The sequence below is a fragment of the Pseudarthrobacter naphthalenicus genome, assembly GCF_029076445.1.
Classification (GTDB): Bacteria; Actinomycetota; Actinomycetes; order Actinomycetales; family Micrococcaceae; genus Arthrobacter; species Arthrobacter naphthalenicus.
Genome location: NZ_JARESG010000011.1, coordinates 26,308 through 44,320 on the forward strand (window position 1 = coordinate 26,308; position 18,013 = coordinate 44,320).

Annotated in this window: 19 protein-coding genes; 7 read left to right on the top strand and 12 right to left on the bottom strand. The window is 67.6% G+C overall.

Translation table 11 applies throughout. From position 1 onward, the window contains the following. Window positions 1–18: 18 nt before the first annotated feature. Window positions 19–867 carry an iron uptake transporter permease EfeU gene (gene efeU, locus PY310_RS12160; protein WP_275214647.1) on the bottom strand — a complete coding sequence of 283 codons (849 nt, stop codon included), beginning with the start codon at window positions 865–867 and terminating at the stop codon, window positions 19–21. 143 nt (window positions 868–1,010) lie between these two features. Between efeU and PY310_RS12165 the strand changes: the two genes are divergently transcribed. Further along, the gene (locus tag PY310_RS12165; protein ID WP_275214648.1) at window positions 1,011–1,760 is read left to right on the top strand and encodes an ABC transporter permease; all 750 of its coding nucleotides are present in this window, start codon (window positions 1,011–1,013) and stop codon (window positions 1,758–1,760) included. Here PY310_RS12165 and PY310_RS12170 read toward each other — a convergent pair. Then, window positions 1,732–2,949 carry a glycoside hydrolase family 76 protein gene (locus tag PY310_RS12170; RefSeq protein WP_275214649.1) on the bottom strand — a complete coding sequence of 406 codons (1,218 nt, stop codon included), beginning with the start codon at window positions 2,947–2,949 and terminating at the stop codon, window positions 1,732–1,734. The genes PY310_RS12165 and PY310_RS12170 overlap by 29 nt on opposite strands. Before the next feature lie 133 nt (window positions 2,950–3,082). On the opposite strand from PY310_RS12170, the gene PY310_RS12175 reads away from it, so the two are divergent. The 5 genes from PY310_RS12175 (at window position 3,083) to ppc (ending at window position 9,158) form a co-directional block, all read left to right on the top strand. Further along, window positions 3,083–3,910: an SDR family NAD(P)-dependent oxidoreductase gene (locus PY310_RS12175; RefSeq protein WP_275214650.1), complete on the top strand. Its 828-nt coding sequence runs from the start codon at window positions 3,083–3,085 to the stop codon at window positions 3,908–3,910. Beyond that, window positions 3,907–5,115 carry an acyl-CoA dehydrogenase family protein gene (locus PY310_RS12180; protein ID WP_275214651.1) on the top strand — a complete coding sequence of 403 codons (1,209 nt, stop codon included), beginning with the start codon at window positions 3,907–3,909 and terminating at the stop codon, window positions 5,113–5,115. The genes PY310_RS12175 and PY310_RS12180 overlap by 4 nt, the downstream gene beginning before the upstream one ends. 77 nt (window positions 5,116–5,192) lie before the next feature. Beyond that, window positions 5,193–5,873, top strand: coding sequence for an NADPH-dependent F420 reductase (locus tag PY310_RS12185; protein WP_275214652.1), 681 nt, complete (start codon window positions 5,193–5,195; stop codon window positions 5,871–5,873). Window positions 5,874–5,881: 8 nt separating this feature from the next. Beyond that, the gene (locus PY310_RS12190) at window positions 5,882–6,223 is read left to right on the top strand and encodes a hypothetical protein (protein ID WP_275214653.1); all 342 of its coding nucleotides are present in this window, start codon (window positions 5,882–5,884) and stop codon (window positions 6,221–6,223) included. 112 nt (window positions 6,224–6,335) lie between these two features. Next, window positions 6,336–9,158, top strand: a complete 2,823-nt coding sequence (ppc, locus tag PY310_RS12195; RefSeq protein WP_275214654.1) for a phosphoenolpyruvate carboxylase — start codon at window positions 6,336–6,338, stop codon at window positions 9,156–9,158. A 235-nt stretch (window positions 9,159–9,393) separates the two neighbouring features. Here ppc and PY310_RS12200 read toward each other — a convergent pair whose 3' ends face one another. From PY310_RS12200 to PY310_RS12210, 3 genes are read right to left on the bottom strand one after another with little or no spacing between them, the layout of a single operon-like run. After that, a complete protein-coding gene (locus PY310_RS12200) occupies window positions 9,394–10,137 on the bottom strand; it encodes an ABC transporter ATP-binding protein (RefSeq protein ID WP_275214655.1) in 744 nt (247 codons plus the stop codon). Then, a complete protein-coding gene (locus PY310_RS12205) occupies window positions 10,130–11,257 on the bottom strand; it encodes a FecCD family ABC transporter permease (protein ID WP_275214656.1) in 1,128 nt (375 codons plus the stop codon). Before PY310_RS12205 ends, PY310_RS12200 begins: the two co-directional genes overlap by 8 nt. Further along, window positions 11,247–12,401 carry an ABC transporter substrate-binding protein gene (locus tag PY310_RS12210; RefSeq protein ID WP_275214657.1) on the bottom strand — a complete coding sequence of 385 codons (1,155 nt, stop codon included), beginning with the start codon at window positions 12,399–12,401 and terminating at the stop codon, window positions 11,247–11,249. Before PY310_RS12210 ends, PY310_RS12205 begins: the two co-directional genes overlap by 11 nt. A gap of 145 nt (window positions 12,402–12,546) precedes the next feature. Here PY310_RS12210 and PY310_RS12215 point away from each other — a divergent pair, with 145 nt between their 5' ends. After that, window positions 12,547–13,320, top strand: a complete 774-nt coding sequence (locus tag PY310_RS12215) for a DUF6390 family protein (RefSeq protein ID WP_275214658.1) — start codon at window positions 12,547–12,549, stop codon at window positions 13,318–13,320. A 31-nt stretch (window positions 13,321–13,351) separates the two neighbouring features. Here PY310_RS12215 and PY310_RS12220 read toward each other — a convergent pair whose 3' ends face one another. The 7 genes from PY310_RS12220 to PY310_RS12245 are packed head-to-tail and all read right to left on the bottom strand — an operon-like array spanning window position 13,352 to window position 18,012. After that, complete coding sequence (locus tag PY310_RS12220; protein ID WP_275214659.1) at window positions 13,352–13,615, bottom strand: HypC/HybG/HupF family hydrogenase formation chaperone; 264 nt, start codon at window positions 13,613–13,615, stop codon at window positions 13,352–13,354. 12 nt (window positions 13,616–13,627) lie between these two features. Next, window positions 13,628–14,143: a hydrogenase maturation protease gene (locus PY310_RS12225; protein WP_275214660.1), complete on the bottom strand. Its 516-nt coding sequence runs from the start codon at window positions 14,141–14,143 to the stop codon at window positions 13,628–13,630. 7 nt (window positions 14,144–14,150) lie between these two features. Beyond that, the gene (locus tag PY310_RS21645) at window positions 14,151–14,270 is read right to left on the bottom strand and encodes a DUF6893 family small protein (protein WP_414004256.1); all 120 of its coding nucleotides are present in this window, start codon (window positions 14,268–14,270) and stop codon (window positions 14,151–14,153) included. After that, window positions 14,267–15,676, bottom strand: coding sequence for a hypothetical protein (locus tag PY310_RS12230; protein WP_275214770.1), 1,410 nt, complete (start codon window positions 15,674–15,676; stop codon window positions 14,267–14,269). The genes PY310_RS21645 and PY310_RS12230 overlap by 4 nt, the downstream gene beginning before the upstream one ends. A 2-nt stretch (window positions 15,677–15,678) precedes the next feature. Then, window positions 15,679–16,362, bottom strand: coding sequence for a DUF6084 family protein (locus tag PY310_RS12235; protein WP_275214661.1), 684 nt, complete (start codon window positions 16,360–16,362; stop codon window positions 15,679–15,681). Beyond that, window positions 16,359–17,048, bottom strand: coding sequence for a DUF5947 family protein (locus tag PY310_RS12240; RefSeq protein ID WP_275214662.1), 690 nt, complete (start codon window positions 17,046–17,048; stop codon window positions 16,359–16,361). Before PY310_RS12240 ends, PY310_RS12235 begins: the two co-directional genes overlap by 4 nt. A gap of 1 nt (window position 17,049) precedes the next feature. Continuing rightward, window positions 17,050–18,012, bottom strand: a complete 963-nt coding sequence (locus PY310_RS12245; protein ID WP_275214663.1) for a NifU family protein — start codon at window positions 18,010–18,012, stop codon at window positions 17,050–17,052. Window position 18,013 lies beyond the last annotated feature (1 nt).

Sequence of the window (18,013 nt, forward strand, 5' to 3'; positions counted from 1 at the left end):
GATGCGTTGGCTGGGGGGTCAGGAAACTGCTGCGGCGGCCGTGGAAGGGCCCGGGGTGACCCTGTGGGCGCGCCGGTTGGAACGGAGGTAGAGGTACATGACTGGCGGTACGTAGAGCAGCCAGGCTGCAGCTTCAAACCAGGTTGTTGCAGGGGAGAAGTTCAGGGTTCCCTTGAGCAGGGTGCCGTACCAGGACGACGGCGGGACGGCGGCTGAGACGTCGAAGGCCAGGGTGTGCAGCCCGGGGAGGATGCCTGCCTCCTGGAAATCGTGGACCGCGTAGGCCAGCACACCGCCGGCAATGACGATCAGGGCCGCGCCGCTCCACGTGAAGAACTTTCCGAGATTGACCTTCAGTGCCCCGCGGTGGAGCAGGTAGCCCAGGGCCGCCGCCGTGGCCAGTCCAAGCAGCGCACCCAGCAGCGGGGACGCCGAGGAGCCCGAGGACTGGGCGGCCGCCCACAGGAACAATGCGGTCTCGAGGCCTTCGCGGCCCACAGCCACGGCCGCCACCACGGCGAGCCCCCAGGCTGTCCCGTCGGACCGCAGGTCCACCCGCGAACGGAGGTCGCTGCCGAGTGTCCGGGCGGTCCTGGCCATCCAGAACACCATCCAGGTGACAAGCCCTACTGCCAGTACCGACAGGGTGCCGCCAATGGCCTCCTGGGCTTCGAAGGTCAGTCCGCGCGGGCCGTAGGTGAGCAGGGCGCCGAAAGCGCACGAGACGGCCACGGCGAAGCCAACACCCGCCCACATCCGCGGTAGAAGATGCCGCCGGCCACTCTTGACCAGGTACGCCATCAACAGGACCACGACCAGGGTCGCCTCGAGGCCTTCGCGGAGGCCAATCAGATAGTTTGCAGTCATTGCGGGTGGATACCTCGCGCTCATGGAAGCCAAGGTTAGGCTTACCTAAAGTGAGATTACTCAGACCATTCCGAATTATGCAAACTTTATGTGACCTAATCGACGAAACATGACGGCTGCCCTCCGCTGGCTATGCTGGCCTCATGCCTGAGCTCGCGGTGTTCCTGCCCACGCTGGTGGGCGTCGGCCTGCTCCTGGCTTTGGCCGTCGCCGTCTTGCTGGCATTCCGGGTACCGTTCGCATTTTCCCCGGCAGCGGCGATCCTCAGGGGCGCCGTGCAGCTCGCGGCCGTCAGCTTTGTCCTTAGCGGCGTCATCACGAGTCCGCAGTGGGTGGCCGTCGGGCTGCTGGTGATGTTTACGGTGGCGGCGGTGAGCGCCACCCGGCGGGTGGGCTGGAGCTGGCCCGGCTTCGCCCTGGTGGGAGGTTCCATGGCCGCCGGCATCGTAGCCACCCTGCTGATCATTTTTGGCACCGGCACCATCGATTTGAGTCCGCGGTATGCCCTGGCCATCGGCGGGATCGTGATCGGGAACGCGATGACAGTAGCGGTCCTGGCCGGGCGGCGGTTCGCGGAGACAGTGCATGACCACTGGGATGAAGTGGAAGGCTGGCTGGCGCTGGGAGCCACGCCGCGGCGGGCAACCCTTGATCTGGCCCGGCAATCGGTGCGCGCAGCGCTGATTCCGGCCACCGACCAGACCAAGACCACCGGCCTGGTCACCCTCCCGGGCGCCTTCGTGGGCGCCATCTTCGGCGGAATTTCGCCCCTGGAAGCGGGCCGCTTCCAGATCGTGGTGCTCGCGGCGATCATGGCGGCCGGAGCAGTCACCGCCGTCCTGGTGATCACCCAGCTGGCGCCGGTCAGGGTGCAGCCGGCGCTGCCCCGCTGATGGCACCCGGGCCAAGGGTGGCGGCAGCCTCCAGGACCATCCAGGCCTGCAGCTGGGTGGAAAGTTCGACGGCGGCGCCCACCGGGTAGGTGGCGCTCGCCGGCTGCGCTGCATGAACGGAGAAAATCGGACCGCCGCTGGTGCGCCGGCCCGCCCAGAACGCTTCGGCGGTCGCGCTGACAAGTTCCGCAGCAGTGGTCCGGGTGCCCTCCGGAAGCCTGGCATCGAGGGCGGCGAGTGCCAGGTATCTGCACAGGATCCCGGTGAAGAGTCCACCGTCGCCCGTTCCATCGCAGCGGAGGATGCTGGTCCGAACGCCGGGGGAGCTTCCGGGCGGCACCGCGGGGGCCGGGACCGTCAGATGTGTATCCACAGCCCTGATCACGGTCGCGGCCCGGCTGAGGTTCTCCTCGCCGCCAAGCTCCAGCAGCGCCCCAAGCACCGGCCCCTGGTTATAGGTGTAGATGGTGTTCTCCAGCGTGATTTCGCCGGCCGCGTTGAGCCGTGCCCCGTCTCTGTAAAGGCCTTGTGCCTGATCAAAGAGGACCGCATTGAGCCAGTCCACCAGCCGCTGCGCCTTGGCCTGGTGGCCGGTGCGGGCATAGTAGAGCGCTATCGGCGCAGTTGCCGGCGTGTTTTTGAAGTCCCGTTTCTTACTCCAGAAAGTGCCGCCGCCAAGGTCCTCCGTGGAGGCGGAATCGAACTGAAGCGTCAGGGTTTTACGGACCCGGGCATTGCGCCGGCGGCCCGGTTTTCGCGTCTCCTCCGCCAGATCCTGCAGGCGGAGGGTGGCCAGGCCCAGCCAGGCCATGTCGTCGTAGTAGTTGTTGACGAAGGTGAAGGCGTTGCGCAGCCTGATGCCGGTGACCAGCCGGGATGCGAGTTTTCCGGCGCTGGGGTTCCCGGGGCCGTTGAACCGGGCCGCCGGTGTGGCACCGTTGCCCAGTTCGCGGCGCCCGGCATCCACCAGGCAGTCCACATAGTGGGCCTGCCACCAGTAGTGCCAGGGGCGGAAGAGGTTCTGCAGCCGGTTCGAGGGCCAGCTGACCGAGCCGAGGTGGGTTCCGGGCAGGAACAGCAGCCGCCGGCCAAAGCGCGATGTCACCGCGCGGGCGGCCTCGTTCGCGCGGGCCTGCCAGTCGTCCGGTGTCCGGTTTGCAGGTGCGGGGCTGGTGTCCGGCGAAGTCATGCGTCAAGCCTAATGGGCGCGGGGCCTGGGCCCCGAAGGCAGGTGCGGGGTGCGGCCGGGCGGTAATTCAGTTAACATTCACTAACTAATACTCGCCGCCGGCATGCTCGCGGGGCCGCATCAAGGAGGATGTATGGACGTCAAGGGTACGGTCGCGCTGGTTACGGGCGGGGCATCGGGCCTGGGGGCCGCGACGGCGAGGAAACTGTTCGACGCCGGCGCCTCGGTGGTGCTGGTTGACCTGCCGTCCTCCGACGGGGCGGCCTACGCCGCAGAGCTGAACGCCGGGAGCGCGGGCACCGGCACCGGCCCCGCCACCGCCACCGGCGCGGGTCCGCGGGCCGTCTTTGCCGCCGCGGACGTTACCAACGAAGCTGACGTCCAGGCCGCCGTCGATACGGCCGTGGCGCTCGGACCGCTCCGGATCGTGGTCAACTGCGCCGGCGTTGCGACGCCCGGGAAGGTGCTGGGCCGGGACGGCGTCCTGCCGCTGGACGTCTTCAGCCGCGTTATCCAGGTGAACCTCATCGGGACGTTCAACGTGCTGCGCCTGGCTGCCGCCGCGATGGTGGCCACCGAACCGGTGAGTACCGACCTGGGCGGCCCGGAGCGCGGCGTCATCGTCAACACGGCATCGGTGGCTGCCTTCGACGGGCAGATCGGCCAGCCGGCCTACGCCGCGTCGAAAGGGGCGGTGGCCGCGATGACCCTGCCGCTGGCCCGGGAACTGGCACGCTCGCTGGTGCGGGTGGTGACCATTGCGCCGGGCATTTTCGAAACACCCATGATGGCAACACTCCCGCAGGACGCGCAGGATTCGCTCGGGCGGCAGGTTCCGCACCCCTCACGCCTGGGCAAGCCGGCCGAATACGCCAGCCTGGTGGCCCACATTGTGGAGAACGCCATGCTCAACGGCGAGACCATCCGCCTGGACGGCGCCATCCGGATGGGCCCCAAGTGAACGGGCTGCCTGGCGCCGACCTTTTCGCCTTCGAGTCGCTCCTCAGTCCGAACGAGCAGGCCAAGCTGGCCGAGCTGCGCGAGTTCCTCGCCGCGGAGATCGCCCCGCACGCGGCGGACTGGTGGAACAGGGCCGAATTTCCCGCGCACATCCTGCCGAAGCTCGCCGCGCTGGAGCTGAGCACACCGGCGCAACGGGGCTACAGCAACCTCTTCGCCGGCCTGGTCATCGCCGAGATGACGCGCGTTGACACCTCAATCGCCACATTCTTCCTGGTCCACCACGACCTCTTTGTGGAGTCGCTCTACGGGTTCGGTTCGGAAAGCCAAAAAGAACGGCTGCTGGCGGATGCCGCCGGCCTGCGCATCACCGGCGCCTTCGCCCTCACCGAACCCGGCCATGGTTCCGACGTCGCCGGCGGCATGGAGACGCGGGCGCGGCGCATCTCCAGCGCCACGGGAAAGGCCGACGACGGCGGTGACACCTGGGTGCTCAACGGCGCCAAGCGCTGGATCGGCAACGGAACGTTCTGCGATTACATGCTGGTGTGGGCCAGGGACGAATCCGCAGGCGCCGACGGGGCGCCGGGCGCAGTGCGCGGGTTCATTGTTGATGCTTCGTTGCCGGGCGTGAGCCGGACCCGGATCGAAAACAAGATTGCGCTCCGGACCGTGCAGAACGCGGACATCGTCTTTAAGGACGTCCAGGTTGCCGAGGCTGACCGGTTCGCGGGGATCAACAGTTTCGAGGACACCAACCAGTTGCTGCGCGGCTCCCGGATCATGGTGGCCTGGCAGGCGGTGGGGCAGCAGTTGGCGGCGTTCGACGTCGCACGGGAGTATGCGGTGGAGCGCCGGCAGTTCGGCCGGCCGCTGGCCAAGTTCCAGCTGATCCAGCAGCAGCTGGTCACCATGCTGGGCAATGCGGTGGCCAGCATGGGCATGATGGCCCGGCTCGCCCAGCTCCAGGACGCGGGCGCCGCGGACATGCCCCAGGTGGCCCTCGCCAAGTCCTATACCAGCGCCCGCATGCGCGAGACCGTGGCGCTGGGCCGCTCCATCCTGGGCGGCAACGGCATCGTGACCGACTACCGGATGGCCAAGATCTTCGCGGACGCCGAGGCCATTTTCACCTACGAAGGCTCTTACGAAATCAACACGCTGATCGTGGGCCGGGCCGTCACGGGGGTCTCCGCGATCGTCTGACACGCGCCAGGCGCGCTCACTCCCGGAGGCGAGTAACCTCTGATTTAGGGGACCGCCGCAAGTGAACAGGAGCGATCATGAAGATTGCAGTGCTTGGAACCGGAAGTGTGGGGCCCGCCCTTGCTGGAGCCCTGTCAGCTCTTGGCCACGATGTGGTGGTGGGAACCCGTGACCCGGAGGCCACGCTGGCCCGCACCGAGCCCGGCGCCACCGGGGGACCGGCGTTTTCCCAGTGGCATGCCTCCCACCCGGACATCGCCGTCGCCACGTTCGCCGATGCCGCCGCGGCCAGCGAACTGGTGGTCAACGCGACGAACGGCATGGCCTCACTCAAGGTTCTGGCTGAGGCCGGCACGGCGAACCTGGCCGGGAAGATCCTGATGGATGTCGCCAACCCGCTTGACCTCTCCCGGGGTTTCCCGCCGTCCCTGAACCCGGTGAACACGGACAGCCTGGCCGAAGAGATCCAGCGGGCGTTCCCCGAAGCGAAGGTGGTCAAGACGCTGAACACCATGACCAACAGCGTGATGGTTGATCCCGGGCGCGTAGCCGGCGGAGACCATACCGTGTTCGTCTCGGGCAACGATGCCGGCGCCAAGGCGGCAGTCACCGAGATCCTCACGGCCCTTGGCCATAAGGACGTCCTTGACCTCGGGGACATCACCACCGCCCGCGGCGCGGAGATGGTCCTGCCCCTCTGGTTGCGCGTATGGGGTGCGCTGGGGACGGGCGAATTCAATTTCAAGATAGCCCGCTGAGTTCCGCCGTGAACGTGGAGGCCCTGGCAACCATCGTGGTTTGCGCGGCGCTGATTGCGGGCTCCGCGCTCGCAGGAATTTCTGTCATGAAGCGGGGCGTCGCTTCCAAGGGCGCCACCGGAACGCTGGGGAGCGTGCTGAGCATGATGGATCCCGCCACCGGGGCGCCTACCAGGCAGGAGGCGGCCGCCGCCCGGGAAGAGCAGAAACAGCAGCGCCACGAAGCGGCGGAGTCCGGAAAGGGCTTCGGGTCGTACGGGGTTTACGGCGGAAAGGTCACCATCCAGGGTCCGCCCGCGCCCGGGAAACCCGCTCCAGGGGCGGCGGTCAAGCGGACGGACATCTTCTGAGACGGATTCCCGCTTCGCCATCGGGTGCGGGTAGCATCGGGAGGTAGTAACGCGGCTCACAGTATCCAGCGCAGTGTACGAGCCAAGTCCGAACCCTCGAAAGACAGTTTCCATGGCTAACACTGCAGTGAATCCCACCACCGATCTCGCCTCTGAACTGAGGGCCGATGTCCGGCGGGTCACGTCCCTCCTGGGCGAATCCCTGGTCCGCCAGCACGGTCCGGAGCTCCTGAGCTTGGTGGAGCAGGTCCGGCTCCTCACCAAGGAGTCCAAGGAAGCAGCCCGCGGAGGCGCCGATGCCACCGGCCCGTGGAGCGCGCACGACGTCGTCGAACAGGTCCGCGAGCTGCTGGGCTCCCTGCCGATTGAGCAGGCAACCGACCTGGTGCGCGCCTTTGCCTTCTATTTCCACCTGGCCAACGCCGCCGAACAGGTCCACCGCGTCCGCACCCTGCGGACCCGGCCGGAAAAGGACGGCTGGCTGGCCAAAGCCGTGGCCGAAATCGCGGCGCAGGCAGGACCCGCACGGCTTCAGGAAGTGGTGAACGGGCTGGACGTCCGGCCCATCTTCACAGCCCACCCCACCGAGGCCTCGCGCCGTTCAGTACTCGATAAAATCCGCAAAATCTCCGACGTTCTGGCCCAGCCCACCAAGGAAGGAACCTCCGCGCGACGCCGGCAGGACCGCCAGCTGTCCGAGGTCATCGACCAGATGTGGCAGACCGACGAACTCCGCCAGGTGCGTCCCACCCCGGTGGACGAAGCCCGCAACGCCATCTACTACCTTGGCGGCATCCTGACCGACGCCATGCCCGAGATCCTCTCGGACTTCTCCGACCTGCTCGCCGAGCACGGCGTCAGCCTCGCATCTCAGGATGCTCCCATTAAGTTCGGTTCCTGGATCGGCGGCGACCGTGACGGCAACCCCAACGTCACGGCAGGGGTCACCCGCGAAATCCTGCAGATCCAGAACCAGCACGCGGTCCGCATCAGCATCGCCATGATGGACGAACTGATCTCCATCCTGTCCAACTCCACTTCCTTGTCCGGCGCGGACCAGGGCCTGCTGGACTCAATCGAGGCGGACCTGAAAAAACTCCCGGGCCTGGACCGCCGCGTCCTGGAGCTCAACGCCCAGGAGCCCTACCGCCTCAAACTCACCTGCATCAAGGCCAAGCTGATCAACACGGGCAAGCGGGTAGCTGTGGACTCCGCCCACGAGCACGGCCGCGACTACAGGTCCACGGCCGAACTCCTGGCGGACCTGGAACTGCTGGAACTCTCGCTCCGCAACCACTCGGCGTCGCTCGTTGCCGACGGTGCCCTGGCCCGCGTCCGGCGCGCCGTCGCATCCTTCGGCCTGCACCTGGCCACCCTGGACATCCGCGAGCACGCGGACCACCACCACGACGCCGTGGGCCAGCTCATGGACCGGATCGGCGGCCCCGGCCTCCGCTACGCCGAACTGAGCCGTGCCGAGCGCTTCGAGGTGCTGGGTTCGGAACTCGCCTCACGCCGGCCGCTGTCCGGCCACCCCATTAAGCTCGACGGCGTTGCGGACGGAACGTACGACGTCTTCCGTGAGATCCGGCGGGCGTTGCGCACCTACGGCCCTGACGTCATCGAGACCTACATCATCTCCATGACCCGGGGCGCGGACGACGTCCTTGCGGCGGCGGTCCTGGCCCGTGAGGCGGGCCTGATCAACCTGTTCGGGGAGTCGCCGTACGCCAAGATCGGCTTCGCACCGCTGCTGGAAACCGTGGAAGAACTGCGGGCCTCAGCGGAGATCGTGGACCAGCTGCTGTCCGTCCCGTCCTACCGCGACCTGGTCAGGCTCCGCGGCGACGTCCAGGAAATCATGCTGGGCTACTCGGACTCCAACAAGGAATCCGGCGTGATGACCAGCCAGTGGGAGATCCATAAAACCCAGCGGAACCTGCGTGACGTCGCGGCCAAGCACGGCGTCCGGGTCAGGCTGTTCCATGGCCGCGGCGGGTCCGTGGGCCGCGGCGGCGGCCCCACGTACGATGCCATCATGGCCCAGCCGAACGGCGTGCTGGAAGGCGAGATCAAGTTCACCGAACAGGGCGAGGTCATCTCGGACAAGTATTCGCTGCCCGAGCTGGCCCGGGAAAATCTGGAGCTCTCTCTCGCGGCGGTCCTGCAGGGCTCCGCGCTGCACCGCGATCCGCGGACTTCGGACGACCAGCGCGAACGCTACGGGCACGTCATGGAAACCATCTCTGACGGCGCGTTCGACCGGTACCGCAGGCTCATTGACGATCCCGACCTGCCCGCCTACTTCCTGGCCTCCACCCCGGTGGAACAGCTCGGCTCGCTGAACATCGGCTCGCGCCCGTCCAAGCGCCCGGATTCCGGGGCTGGCCTGGAGGGTCTCCGCGCCATCCCGTGGGTATTCGGCTGGACCCAGTCCCGGCAGATCGTGCCGGGCTGGTTCGGCGTGGGCTCGGGCCTGAAGGCAGCCCGCGAGTCCGGCCACTCCGCCCAGTTGGTGGAGATGATGGAACAGTGGCACTTCTTCCGGTCCGTGCTCTCCAACGTGGAGATGACCCTGGCCAAAACGGATCTGGACATCGCCGGCTACTACGTGGCCACGCTGGTTCCCGAGGAACTGCACCGGATCTTCCGCACGATCCGTGAGGAGTACGAGCTGACGGTCACCGAAATCCAGAACCTGACCGGTGAGAATGTCCTCCTGGACGCCCAGCCCACACTGAAGCGTTCGCTGGAAATCCGGGACCAGTACCTGGACCCGATCAGCTACCTGCAGGTGGAGCTGCTCCGCCGCATCCGTGCCGCCCAGGGTTCACCGGACGAAAGCCTGACCAACACGGAGATCGACGAAAGCCTCCAGCGGGCCATGCTGATCACGGTCAACGGAGTGGCCGCGGGCCTGCGCAACACCGGCTAACCCCCCACCCCTTCGGACGCTCTCTCACTTAATGCGGGTTTTTTCCAAACGCTCTATCACTTAAAGTGGGTTCCCCCCTGACGCTCTATCACTCTCCTGAGGAAAGTGATAGAGCGTCGACCGAAAGGGCACTTTAAGTGATAGAGCGTTGGTGGATTTTGGGTATTAAGTGATAGAGCGTCAGCACACGGCAGACGTTCTTGCAGTAAATGCGGGTTTTCGTGACGACGCCCGTTCACCGGTCGCCGTAGTGCACCACCACGGTCCGGCGCATGCTGGGCCCATCCGCGTACGGCATGGTGCTGACGCCCACGCCGTACAACGCCGTGAGCTCCTTCTCGCTGAGAAGCTCCCGGGCGTCGCCGGTCCGGGGTCCGTTGGGGGCGAGCAGGACTGCGCGGTCCGCGAGGTAGAGGGCATGGTCCGGGTGGTGGGTGCTGAGGAGTACCGCCATGCCGTCCGTCATCAGTTCGCGCAGGAGCCGCAGGACGCGGACCTGGTTCTTCAGGTCCAGTCCGGTGGCGGGCTCGTCCAGCACCAGGACGGGGCAGCCGGCGGCGATGGCCCGGGCGATCAGGACCAGCTGCTGCTCCCCGCCGCTGAGTGTGGGAAAGAACCTGCTGCGGAGGCCGGCGATGCCCACCCTGTCCATTGCCTCGAGCGAAGCGGCCCGGTCCGCCGCCCCCGGCGAACGGAAGAGTCCGATCTGGCGGGCCCGGCCCATCAGCACCATGTCCAGGGCCCGGTACCCGAACGTACTGCCATGGGCCTGGGGGACATAGCCGGCCCCGGCCGTACGCATGACGCTTCCCTCGACGGGGGCGAGCAGCCCGGCCGCGCAGCGAACCAGCGTGGTCTTGCCGCTGCCGTTCGGGCCCAGGACGGCGGTTGCAGTTCCGGGGAGTACCTGGAAGCTGACGTCCCGGAAGACCCATTCCGCCCGCCCATAGCCGAAGCCCACGCCTGCCAGCTCAAGCATTTTCCCAGATCCTGTCCCGGTTCCGCCGCAGCAGGACAAAAAATGCGGGCGCCCCGATCAGCGCCGTGAGCACGCCGAGCGGGATTTCGCCCGCCGTCGCGGTGCGCGCCACCGTGTCCACCAGCATGATGTAGGCGCCGCCCAGGAGGAAGGACACCGGCAGCAGCACCCGGTGGTCCGGCCCCACCCACATCCTGGCCAGGTGGGGGATCACCAGGCCCACCCAGCTGACGACCCCGCTGACAGCCACGGCTCCGGCCACAATCAATGCCACCGAAACCAGGACCACCCAGCGCAGCGGCCGGGGCCGGATCCCGAGGGCCGTGGCGTCGTCGTCGCCCAGCGACAGTACGTTGATGCGCCAGCGCAGCGCCAGGAGCACAATTGCGCCGCCGACGACGGGAACCAGTGCCACTGCCACCTTGCTGAAGGTGGCTGTGGCCACGCTGCCCAGGAGCCAGAACACGATGGCAGGCAACGTGGTGTTCGGATCTGCGATGTATGTGACCAGGGCAACCAGCGCGGAAAAGAACGATCCCGTGACCACGCCGCCCAGCACAATCATCAGTAGGGGAGTCCCGCCGCGGCCGGACGTGATCAGGAACAGCGTGGCCAGGGCAACCAGGCCGAACGCGAAGGAACTCGTGATGAGCGCGAAGGTCCCCAGGCCCAGGAGCAGCGCCAGGGCCCCGCCGAAGGACGCGCCCGCGGACACACCGATAATGTCCGGGCTGACCAGGGGGTTATGGAAGATGGCCTGCAGCGCCGCGCCGCCGATGGACAGGCCGCCGCCCACCAGCAGCGCCAGCAGGACGCGGGGCAGCCGGACCAGCAGCACCACATTCCCCTCAGTGGCGGTTGCCTCGGAGGGGATCGGGACGGCCTGCCCTACGAGGATCTGGACCACGTGCCAGACCGGAACGTTGTACCGGCCAACGGCGAGTGCCACGACGGTCACGGCGACGAGGACGGCGGTGCTGAGGGCGATGGGCTTCAGGGCTGCTGGTCCCGGCCGTCCGGCGTCGTAAACGTCCTTGGCCGGGCTGGTGCCCCGGTCCGGACCAGCCGAAGCCCGGGCCCCGCCGGCCTCGAGCCGTTCGCCGCTGGCATCATGCAGCATTGAATTGCCCGTAGTGGTCGGAGCCGGCGTTGGCCGTGGTCCACAGGATCTTGTCCAGTTCGGCCGCCGTGGGCTTGTGGCCGTACAGGAAATCGAAGTACTCCACCACCTTGTTCCGGAGCAGGGACTGCTGCCGCGGGAACGCGATATCGCTCAGCCAGTGCCACATCAGCGGTGATTCCTGCCCGGGCGGATCCCACCGGTATCCGCCCAGCGGCACCTTATAGACGCGCCGGTTCCTGACTGCGGATACGGGCTGCCAGACGGGGTTTGAGTACAGATCCTGGGGCACGGCGTTGTCGAAATTCCCCAGCAGGATGATCTCCGGATCCCAGCGAAGGACCTGCTCCACGTCCAGGCCCACCATCCCCGAGCCCTTCAGGGGATCGTTCCCCGTGGCGGGATTCGTGCCCCCCACCAGCTTGATGTAGAAATCGTTGTAGCTGTTGGCGGCGGCCACCTTCAGGCCGCCGGTGAAGCGGTTGAAGTACAGGATGCTGGGCCTGGTTGAGCCCCTGCCGGCTGCCAGATCCTTGACGGCGGCCAGGTCCGCATCGCTCCGGGCTTTGATGTCCGCGGCGCGTTCAGGCTTCCCCAGCATTGCGGCGAACATGGCCACCCACGCGTCCACATCCTCCTGCTTGCCGGTGTTGGTGAGCCCAATGACGTTCAGGCCGGCCTTTTCCAGGGGATCGATGAGCTGCGCGTCGGACCATTGGATCACCACGTCAGGGTCCAGTGCACGCACGCTCTCCACGTTGGCGGTGAAGTCCTGGGTGGCGATTTCGTGCGGCAGCTCCAGGGCCTTGGGAAAGATGGTGCCCATGATGCCATCGCGCATGGCCACCCACGAAGCGTTGTGCATGGCGGCGAGGTGGTCCGCGGTCCGGTCCACGGCCACCAGCAGGGACGCGGCCGGCATGGGAATGGTCACCACCCGCGTCACGGGCCGGGCGAATGTGAGGGTCTTGCCACGCTGGTCGGTGACGCTGATGGTCCTGCTGCCGCCGTTCGTGCCGTTTGTGGAAGGGCCCGACGGCGGCGGCGCACCGGGCGTGCCGGCGCACCCGGCCAGCAGGGCTGCGGAGCCTCCCGCCAGCAGAAGTTGAAGGGCGGTGCGGCGGTTCAGATCAGTGGATGCCATGGTGGGCGACCCCGGCTTTCGGTCTGATTGGCGTCCGCACCTTCGCGGAGGCTGTCAACGGATATTTTGGTGCCGGCAGCGTGCCCTTGTCCGGGGCAGGCTGCGGTGCTACTTTCGAAAGACCCTCGGAGAAGGTGGCCACGCCATGGTTGTCGATGGTGCCCAGTTGTTTGTCCGGTACGCGTACCCGCCCAATTCCCGAGGCAGCTGCGGCCCTCCCGACAGTGATGCCCTGCTGCACTACGGCCAGTCCGGAGTTACTGACCAGGGCCTGCGGGAACTCGCGAGAGGGTTTGCCGGAGCCTTTCCCTACCTGGAGCTCATTGCCGGCTCCCACGGAATCCACGATCCACTCGACGCCCGCGTGGTGGAGGCCTATTGGGTGGGAAACAGCCTCCTGGACACCGTGGGCATCGGCACCATGGGCAACTCGATGGAAGACCGGTTCCGGGCCCGCACCGGCCGGCAGTTTCCGCACCTCGTGGAAGGAGTGCTGGCCGGCGGCGTCCCGCACCACAGCTTCCACGTCTTCGAAATCTATCCCTGGCTGGGCCTGCTGCGTGACGACCGGCGCTACGCCACTGCCTTGAACGTGCTGGACCGCTGCCGGATCCGGTGGGGCGAAGTCATGGCCATCACGGGTGATGAAGCCGTGGTGAAATCCCGTCCCCTTACCTGGGACGGCATTTCCCTGGCGGTGGGGGAGCCTGTGGTGGAAACGGCCAAGTATGCCGTCAACGGAACCGGCTTCATTGCCGGGCTTGCGGCGGGTGATGTGGTGTCGCTCCACTGGGACTGGGTTTGTGACCGGCTGACACCCCACCAGCTGCAGCAACTGAAACTCTTCACCGGCAGGCACCTCAAAATCGCCAACAGCGGCGTGGAGCACCGCGGCGCGGCCATCGCCCTCGAGCGGTAAGGAGTGGAGCGCTAGCCGCCAGTGCATCCGCCTAACCGCCTTGGCCGGCGTCGTCGGATGGCCGTGGCCTGCCCATCAGTTCCAGGCCGCTCATCGCCTGTTCGGCTCCCGCAGGATCCACCCGCTCGAGCGCGAAGCCCATGTGGATCAGGACCCAGCTGCCTGCTGGCAACGGTCCGTCATCCAGGAGCCCGATGTTGATCTTCCGCTGCACGCCGGCCACGTCCACCAGGGCGAGCTGATCGCCGTAGCCTTCAATCGGGCCAATGACCTGGCCGGGAATTCCGAGGCACATAGTGGGTCCGCCTTAGGTGGGTGTGGGGATCGGCCGGGAGGTGTGCTGGCTGAGGAGATCAACGACAGCGGCGACCGCCCCCGGCAGGGCGGCGGCCACCGGTGGAGTCAGGCCGACGCCCTCGGTGACGTCGGCCGGAACACAGCCCACCACGTAGGTCTCGGGGACCTCGCCACCCAGGGTCCGGAGTTTGCCCAGGACGGCGGCAGGGTCCATGCCATGGGGGTCCAGGGAAGCGCCGCCGTCGAGATCCCCGCTGCGGATCCGGAGCACCCGAAGACTCCCCGGAACGGGGGACCCGGAGCCGTCGCCATCTGTCCGATGGCCGGGCGGCACGGCATCCACCAGGACCAGCACGTCCACGCCGGCAAGGAGGTCGTAGGCGAGGTGCATCCCGCGGATGCCGTAATCCACCACCTCCACACCGGGCGGAAGGCGCACGTCCGACGCCAGCCGGCGGGCCACCTCGGGCCCGAATCCGTCATCGCGCAGGAACATGTTGCCCACGCCCGCAACCAGCACAGTCATGCCCGGCTCACATCCGCCGGGCCCTCAGATAGCGCTGGATGTCGGGAACAGACCGGATCCCCACGTAGATGGCGCCCAGCCCCAACCCCACCAGCAGCGCTACCGTGGCCATTCCTATGATTCTCATGGCATGCCTTCCTTTCCATCCGGACCCAGTGGTTCAAGCTCGTCGGGCGAGTAGTAGAAGGACCTGCCGTAGCCCTCGTGGAGGTCTGCGGCCGGGTCCTGATCCAGGACAAGGCCCACGTGCGTGCTGCCGTCAACATCGAAGTGGACGTTGGTAACGCGGCCCGTCTGCCCGGCGAAGAACAGGTCCTGGGCATCGGCGCGCCTGCTCGGATTCACCCTGACCCTGCTGCCCCGCGCCACCGGAATCCCGTTGATCAGGACGGCATCCAGGTGTGGCTGGACCAAGGCTTCGGCCTCGGGCGTCCACCACGCGGCCGCGCCGGCGTCTGAAGGGCGGGTTTCCGGAGTGTCCATCGAAGGAATGTCCATGGCATGGGGATTTCGCAGGATGCCGTGCAGTTGCTGCAGCTCTTCGGGGGACATGGCCTCACACCGGTCGATAATGGCCGCTGCCCGCGGATCCGTGGCGCGGGCCTCGGCCTTTTCCTCTTCGGTGAGGGTCAGCACGCGCAGGGTGAGGATCTCGTCGATTTCGGTGGAATCGTACAGCGCCACCGAGCTTTCGGGGGCCACAGCGGGGTGGTCGTACAGAATGATGGGGGACACCAGAACCACATCCGACTGCCCCTCCGGACCGGCGAGGACAGGCCAGCAGCGGTGTTGCCCGCAGGCGGCCGCCGCGGCCCGGGCCGCCGGCGGTGGCTCCAGCAGGGACATGAAGTCGGCGTCCTGGAGGCTCAGGAGCAGGTGCGTTCCGATGAAGGATTCCGCGACGGCATCCTGCCTGCCCCGGTCAGCCGCCGCGCCGGCTGTCCCGTTCGCGGTTGTGTTCGCAGCGCTGTTGCAGACTCCGACGCGCAGCCTGACCAGGCCCCCGGGGGCCGACGCCGCTGCCAGCCTCACCTCAGCATGAAGCGGACGACGACGGCGGACCAGCCTCCCAGCCAGCCGCCCCGAAGCGTCGTGCAGTTCCTCGGTGTCCTCGCCGCCGGGAACCTCCACCGGCAGAACTGCTTCCCTCTCACCGAGCCCGGCAACGGTAAACGGTCCCAGCGTAATTTCGCGCTCCACCGCTTCGTCCCAGCTCAGCCAGCGGGCGGCACCGACCGAAAGCTCATCCACCGCCGTGAACCGGCCGTCGTCGTCCGTTTTCTCTGCGGTCCGGCTCTGCAGCTGCAGGAATCGCAGGTGGATTTCGACGTCGGCCTGCGGGCCGGGGGCGAGCAGGCAGTCGGCGAACATGTCCGCTTCCTCGCCCGAGCCGGACGCGGCGGCGCCGGGCGGGCCAAGGATGCCAAACTGCCACCGCGCCTGGTTCTTCTGTGAGGACGCGCGGTACGGGTACAGCAGGTAGCCCTCATACAGGACGGCATCTGCCACGGCGCGGGCCAGGCTCAGGCTCATGCTCACGGCCGCGGGTCTCCTGACAGCGCAGATGGCGAGAATGACTCCGCGGACACCGCCGTGGCGTTCGCCAGCAGGCTCTCCATGGTGGCATCCCACGAGGTCAGGCCGTGGGCGGCCTTGTATTGAAGCAGCCCAGAGAGCACGTCCCGGTCCAGCCGGAGCCAGCCGGTGTTGGGGAAGTACTGGTCGATCAGCCGGCGCCATGCCTCGACGGGAAGCCGGTAGGAGGCTTCGAGGTCCCAGGGCACCTGTTCCACGCCGAAGCCGGCCTCGCCCCGGGTGAAGACGGTGCCGGAGAACAGCAGTTCCAGCGGGACCAAACCGTCACGCAGGGACTGCAGATACTTGGCAGCGGAAACATCGAAGTCAAAAGTGCAGGGCAGCGGCAGCCGCACCTCGGTTTCCCCGGTAAAGCCCTGCACCATGGTGCTGCACTGCAACCAGAGGAAGGACTTCAGGGTGGTGGGCCAGCGGCCGCGCTCGCCGAACAGGTCCAGCAGGCCGGCTTCCTCATCCGGCGTGTAGCCGCGGCGCTGGGGCAGGATCCGGACCTGGCAGCGCAGGGCGATGGCGTGCACTGCGGCGCCGGAGGACTCAGTCACCCGCAGCGTCGCCGTGAGCTGGGGTGCCGCCGCGTACGGTTCGGGCTGGATATCCACAACTTCGAAGGCGAGTGCGATCACGGCCGGCCCCCGGACGTTGAGTCTCCGGCGGCATCGGGTGCACGGTCGGCAGCGTGGACCGGCCTGCTGCGGCTGCTGACCTTTTCGAAGAACGCGGTGAGCTGGTTGCGCGCCTCCTGGCCGCCGTCGAACCCCCGCCAGAGGCGCCGCAGGTGCCCCACCAGTTCATAGCAGGCGTCCACGGGGACCAGATGGCAATCGGCCTCGGGACGGTCGTTGCCGGGTCCGCGGATCAGGAGCGCCTCAGTGTCCGGGGCCGCAACGGACAGGGCGGGATTCCGTGCCATCACGGCGTCCCAGGCGTCCAGCGGCAGCTCGGACTCGGTGGCCCCGGCAGGGCCCGGGTAGAACGCCACCGTCCGCTCCATCCTGGAGCTGCGGAAGAAGAACGCCAGTCCCACGGGTATTTCCAGCTCGTCCCACTGGCCGGGGCCGAGCTCAAAATCGGGGAAGGACAGGTACCGGTCCGGCACCGACCGATATCTCAGGTGGGCGCTGCTGTCCGTGAAGAGCAGGTAGCAGGGCCGGCACGTGCACATCATGGCGTGGCTCTCCAGGTCCACCACGTGCTGGTGTTCGGCCGCGATGGGCTCCCCGCACATTTCGCAGCGCTCGCCGGCGGGAGCGGCCGGCGGGGCGGCGGCGATCCGGCGCAGCAGCGCGACGGGCAGGCCGGGCGATTCCATCTCAGCCGCCCTTCGCGGAGGCAACCGGCACTGCAACGGACATCACGCCGCCCCGGACGAGCAGTGGGAGCGGGTCCAGGTGCAAGCTCCGGTCCTCCAGGCAGGCGCCGGCCTGGCGGACGTCGAAATGTGAGCGGCAGGTGGGACAGCGCAGCAGGCCGCCGCCGGCAGGGGCAGCCAGGGCACGCTGCAGCAAGGCACCCGCCATGGACCCCTCGCAGCGCGGGCAGAAGTCCCGGTACGCGTAGACGTCCTGCCCGGTCCGGCAGGCCAGGATTGAATAGCCGCCCACCTGGAATCCGGCCACGTCGCCGGGTTCCAGGTCTGCCACACCCGGGACCGGCTCCCAGGCCCCCTCCGGCCGGTCCGTGTGGTTCATCCTGACCAGCAGGGAGTCCACGGGGATGAACGCAGGGGTGGGGGCGTGCTTTTCGGCTTCCACCACTTCGATGGCGGTGACCTCCGGGGCAGCCGTTTCGATCGCCTCTTCGACGGCGAACTTCAACGTAACGGACGACGACGGGCAGCCCTGGCAGGTGCCGAGCAATTTCAGCCGCACCACGCCCTCCGGGCTGATGTCCAGCAACTCCACGTCCCCGCCATGGGAACCCAGGTACGGCCGGACGCTGTCCAGGGCGCCCGCCACCCTGGCCTCCATAGACTCCGGATGCAGGCCATGGATGATGAGCAGGCCGGACACCAGTTCATCGGACGCGAGTGCCGCCAGCGTGCGGTCGTCGAGCTTTCCCTGCTCATCCAGGATTGCCAGGATCCGCTCCAGCCCGGAGCCGTACATGTCCGTGACTTGGCGGACCAGTTCTTCGGCACGGGAACGGGCCACCGCCCCGCCGGCTCCGAGGGCGTCAAGGAGCGTGCCTATGCGTGCGCCGGTCCGCAGTTCTCCGGTCGCCCATTCCCCGGGCCGCCGTTCGCCTGTCTGCAGCGGCCGTTCCCCGGCGGGCATG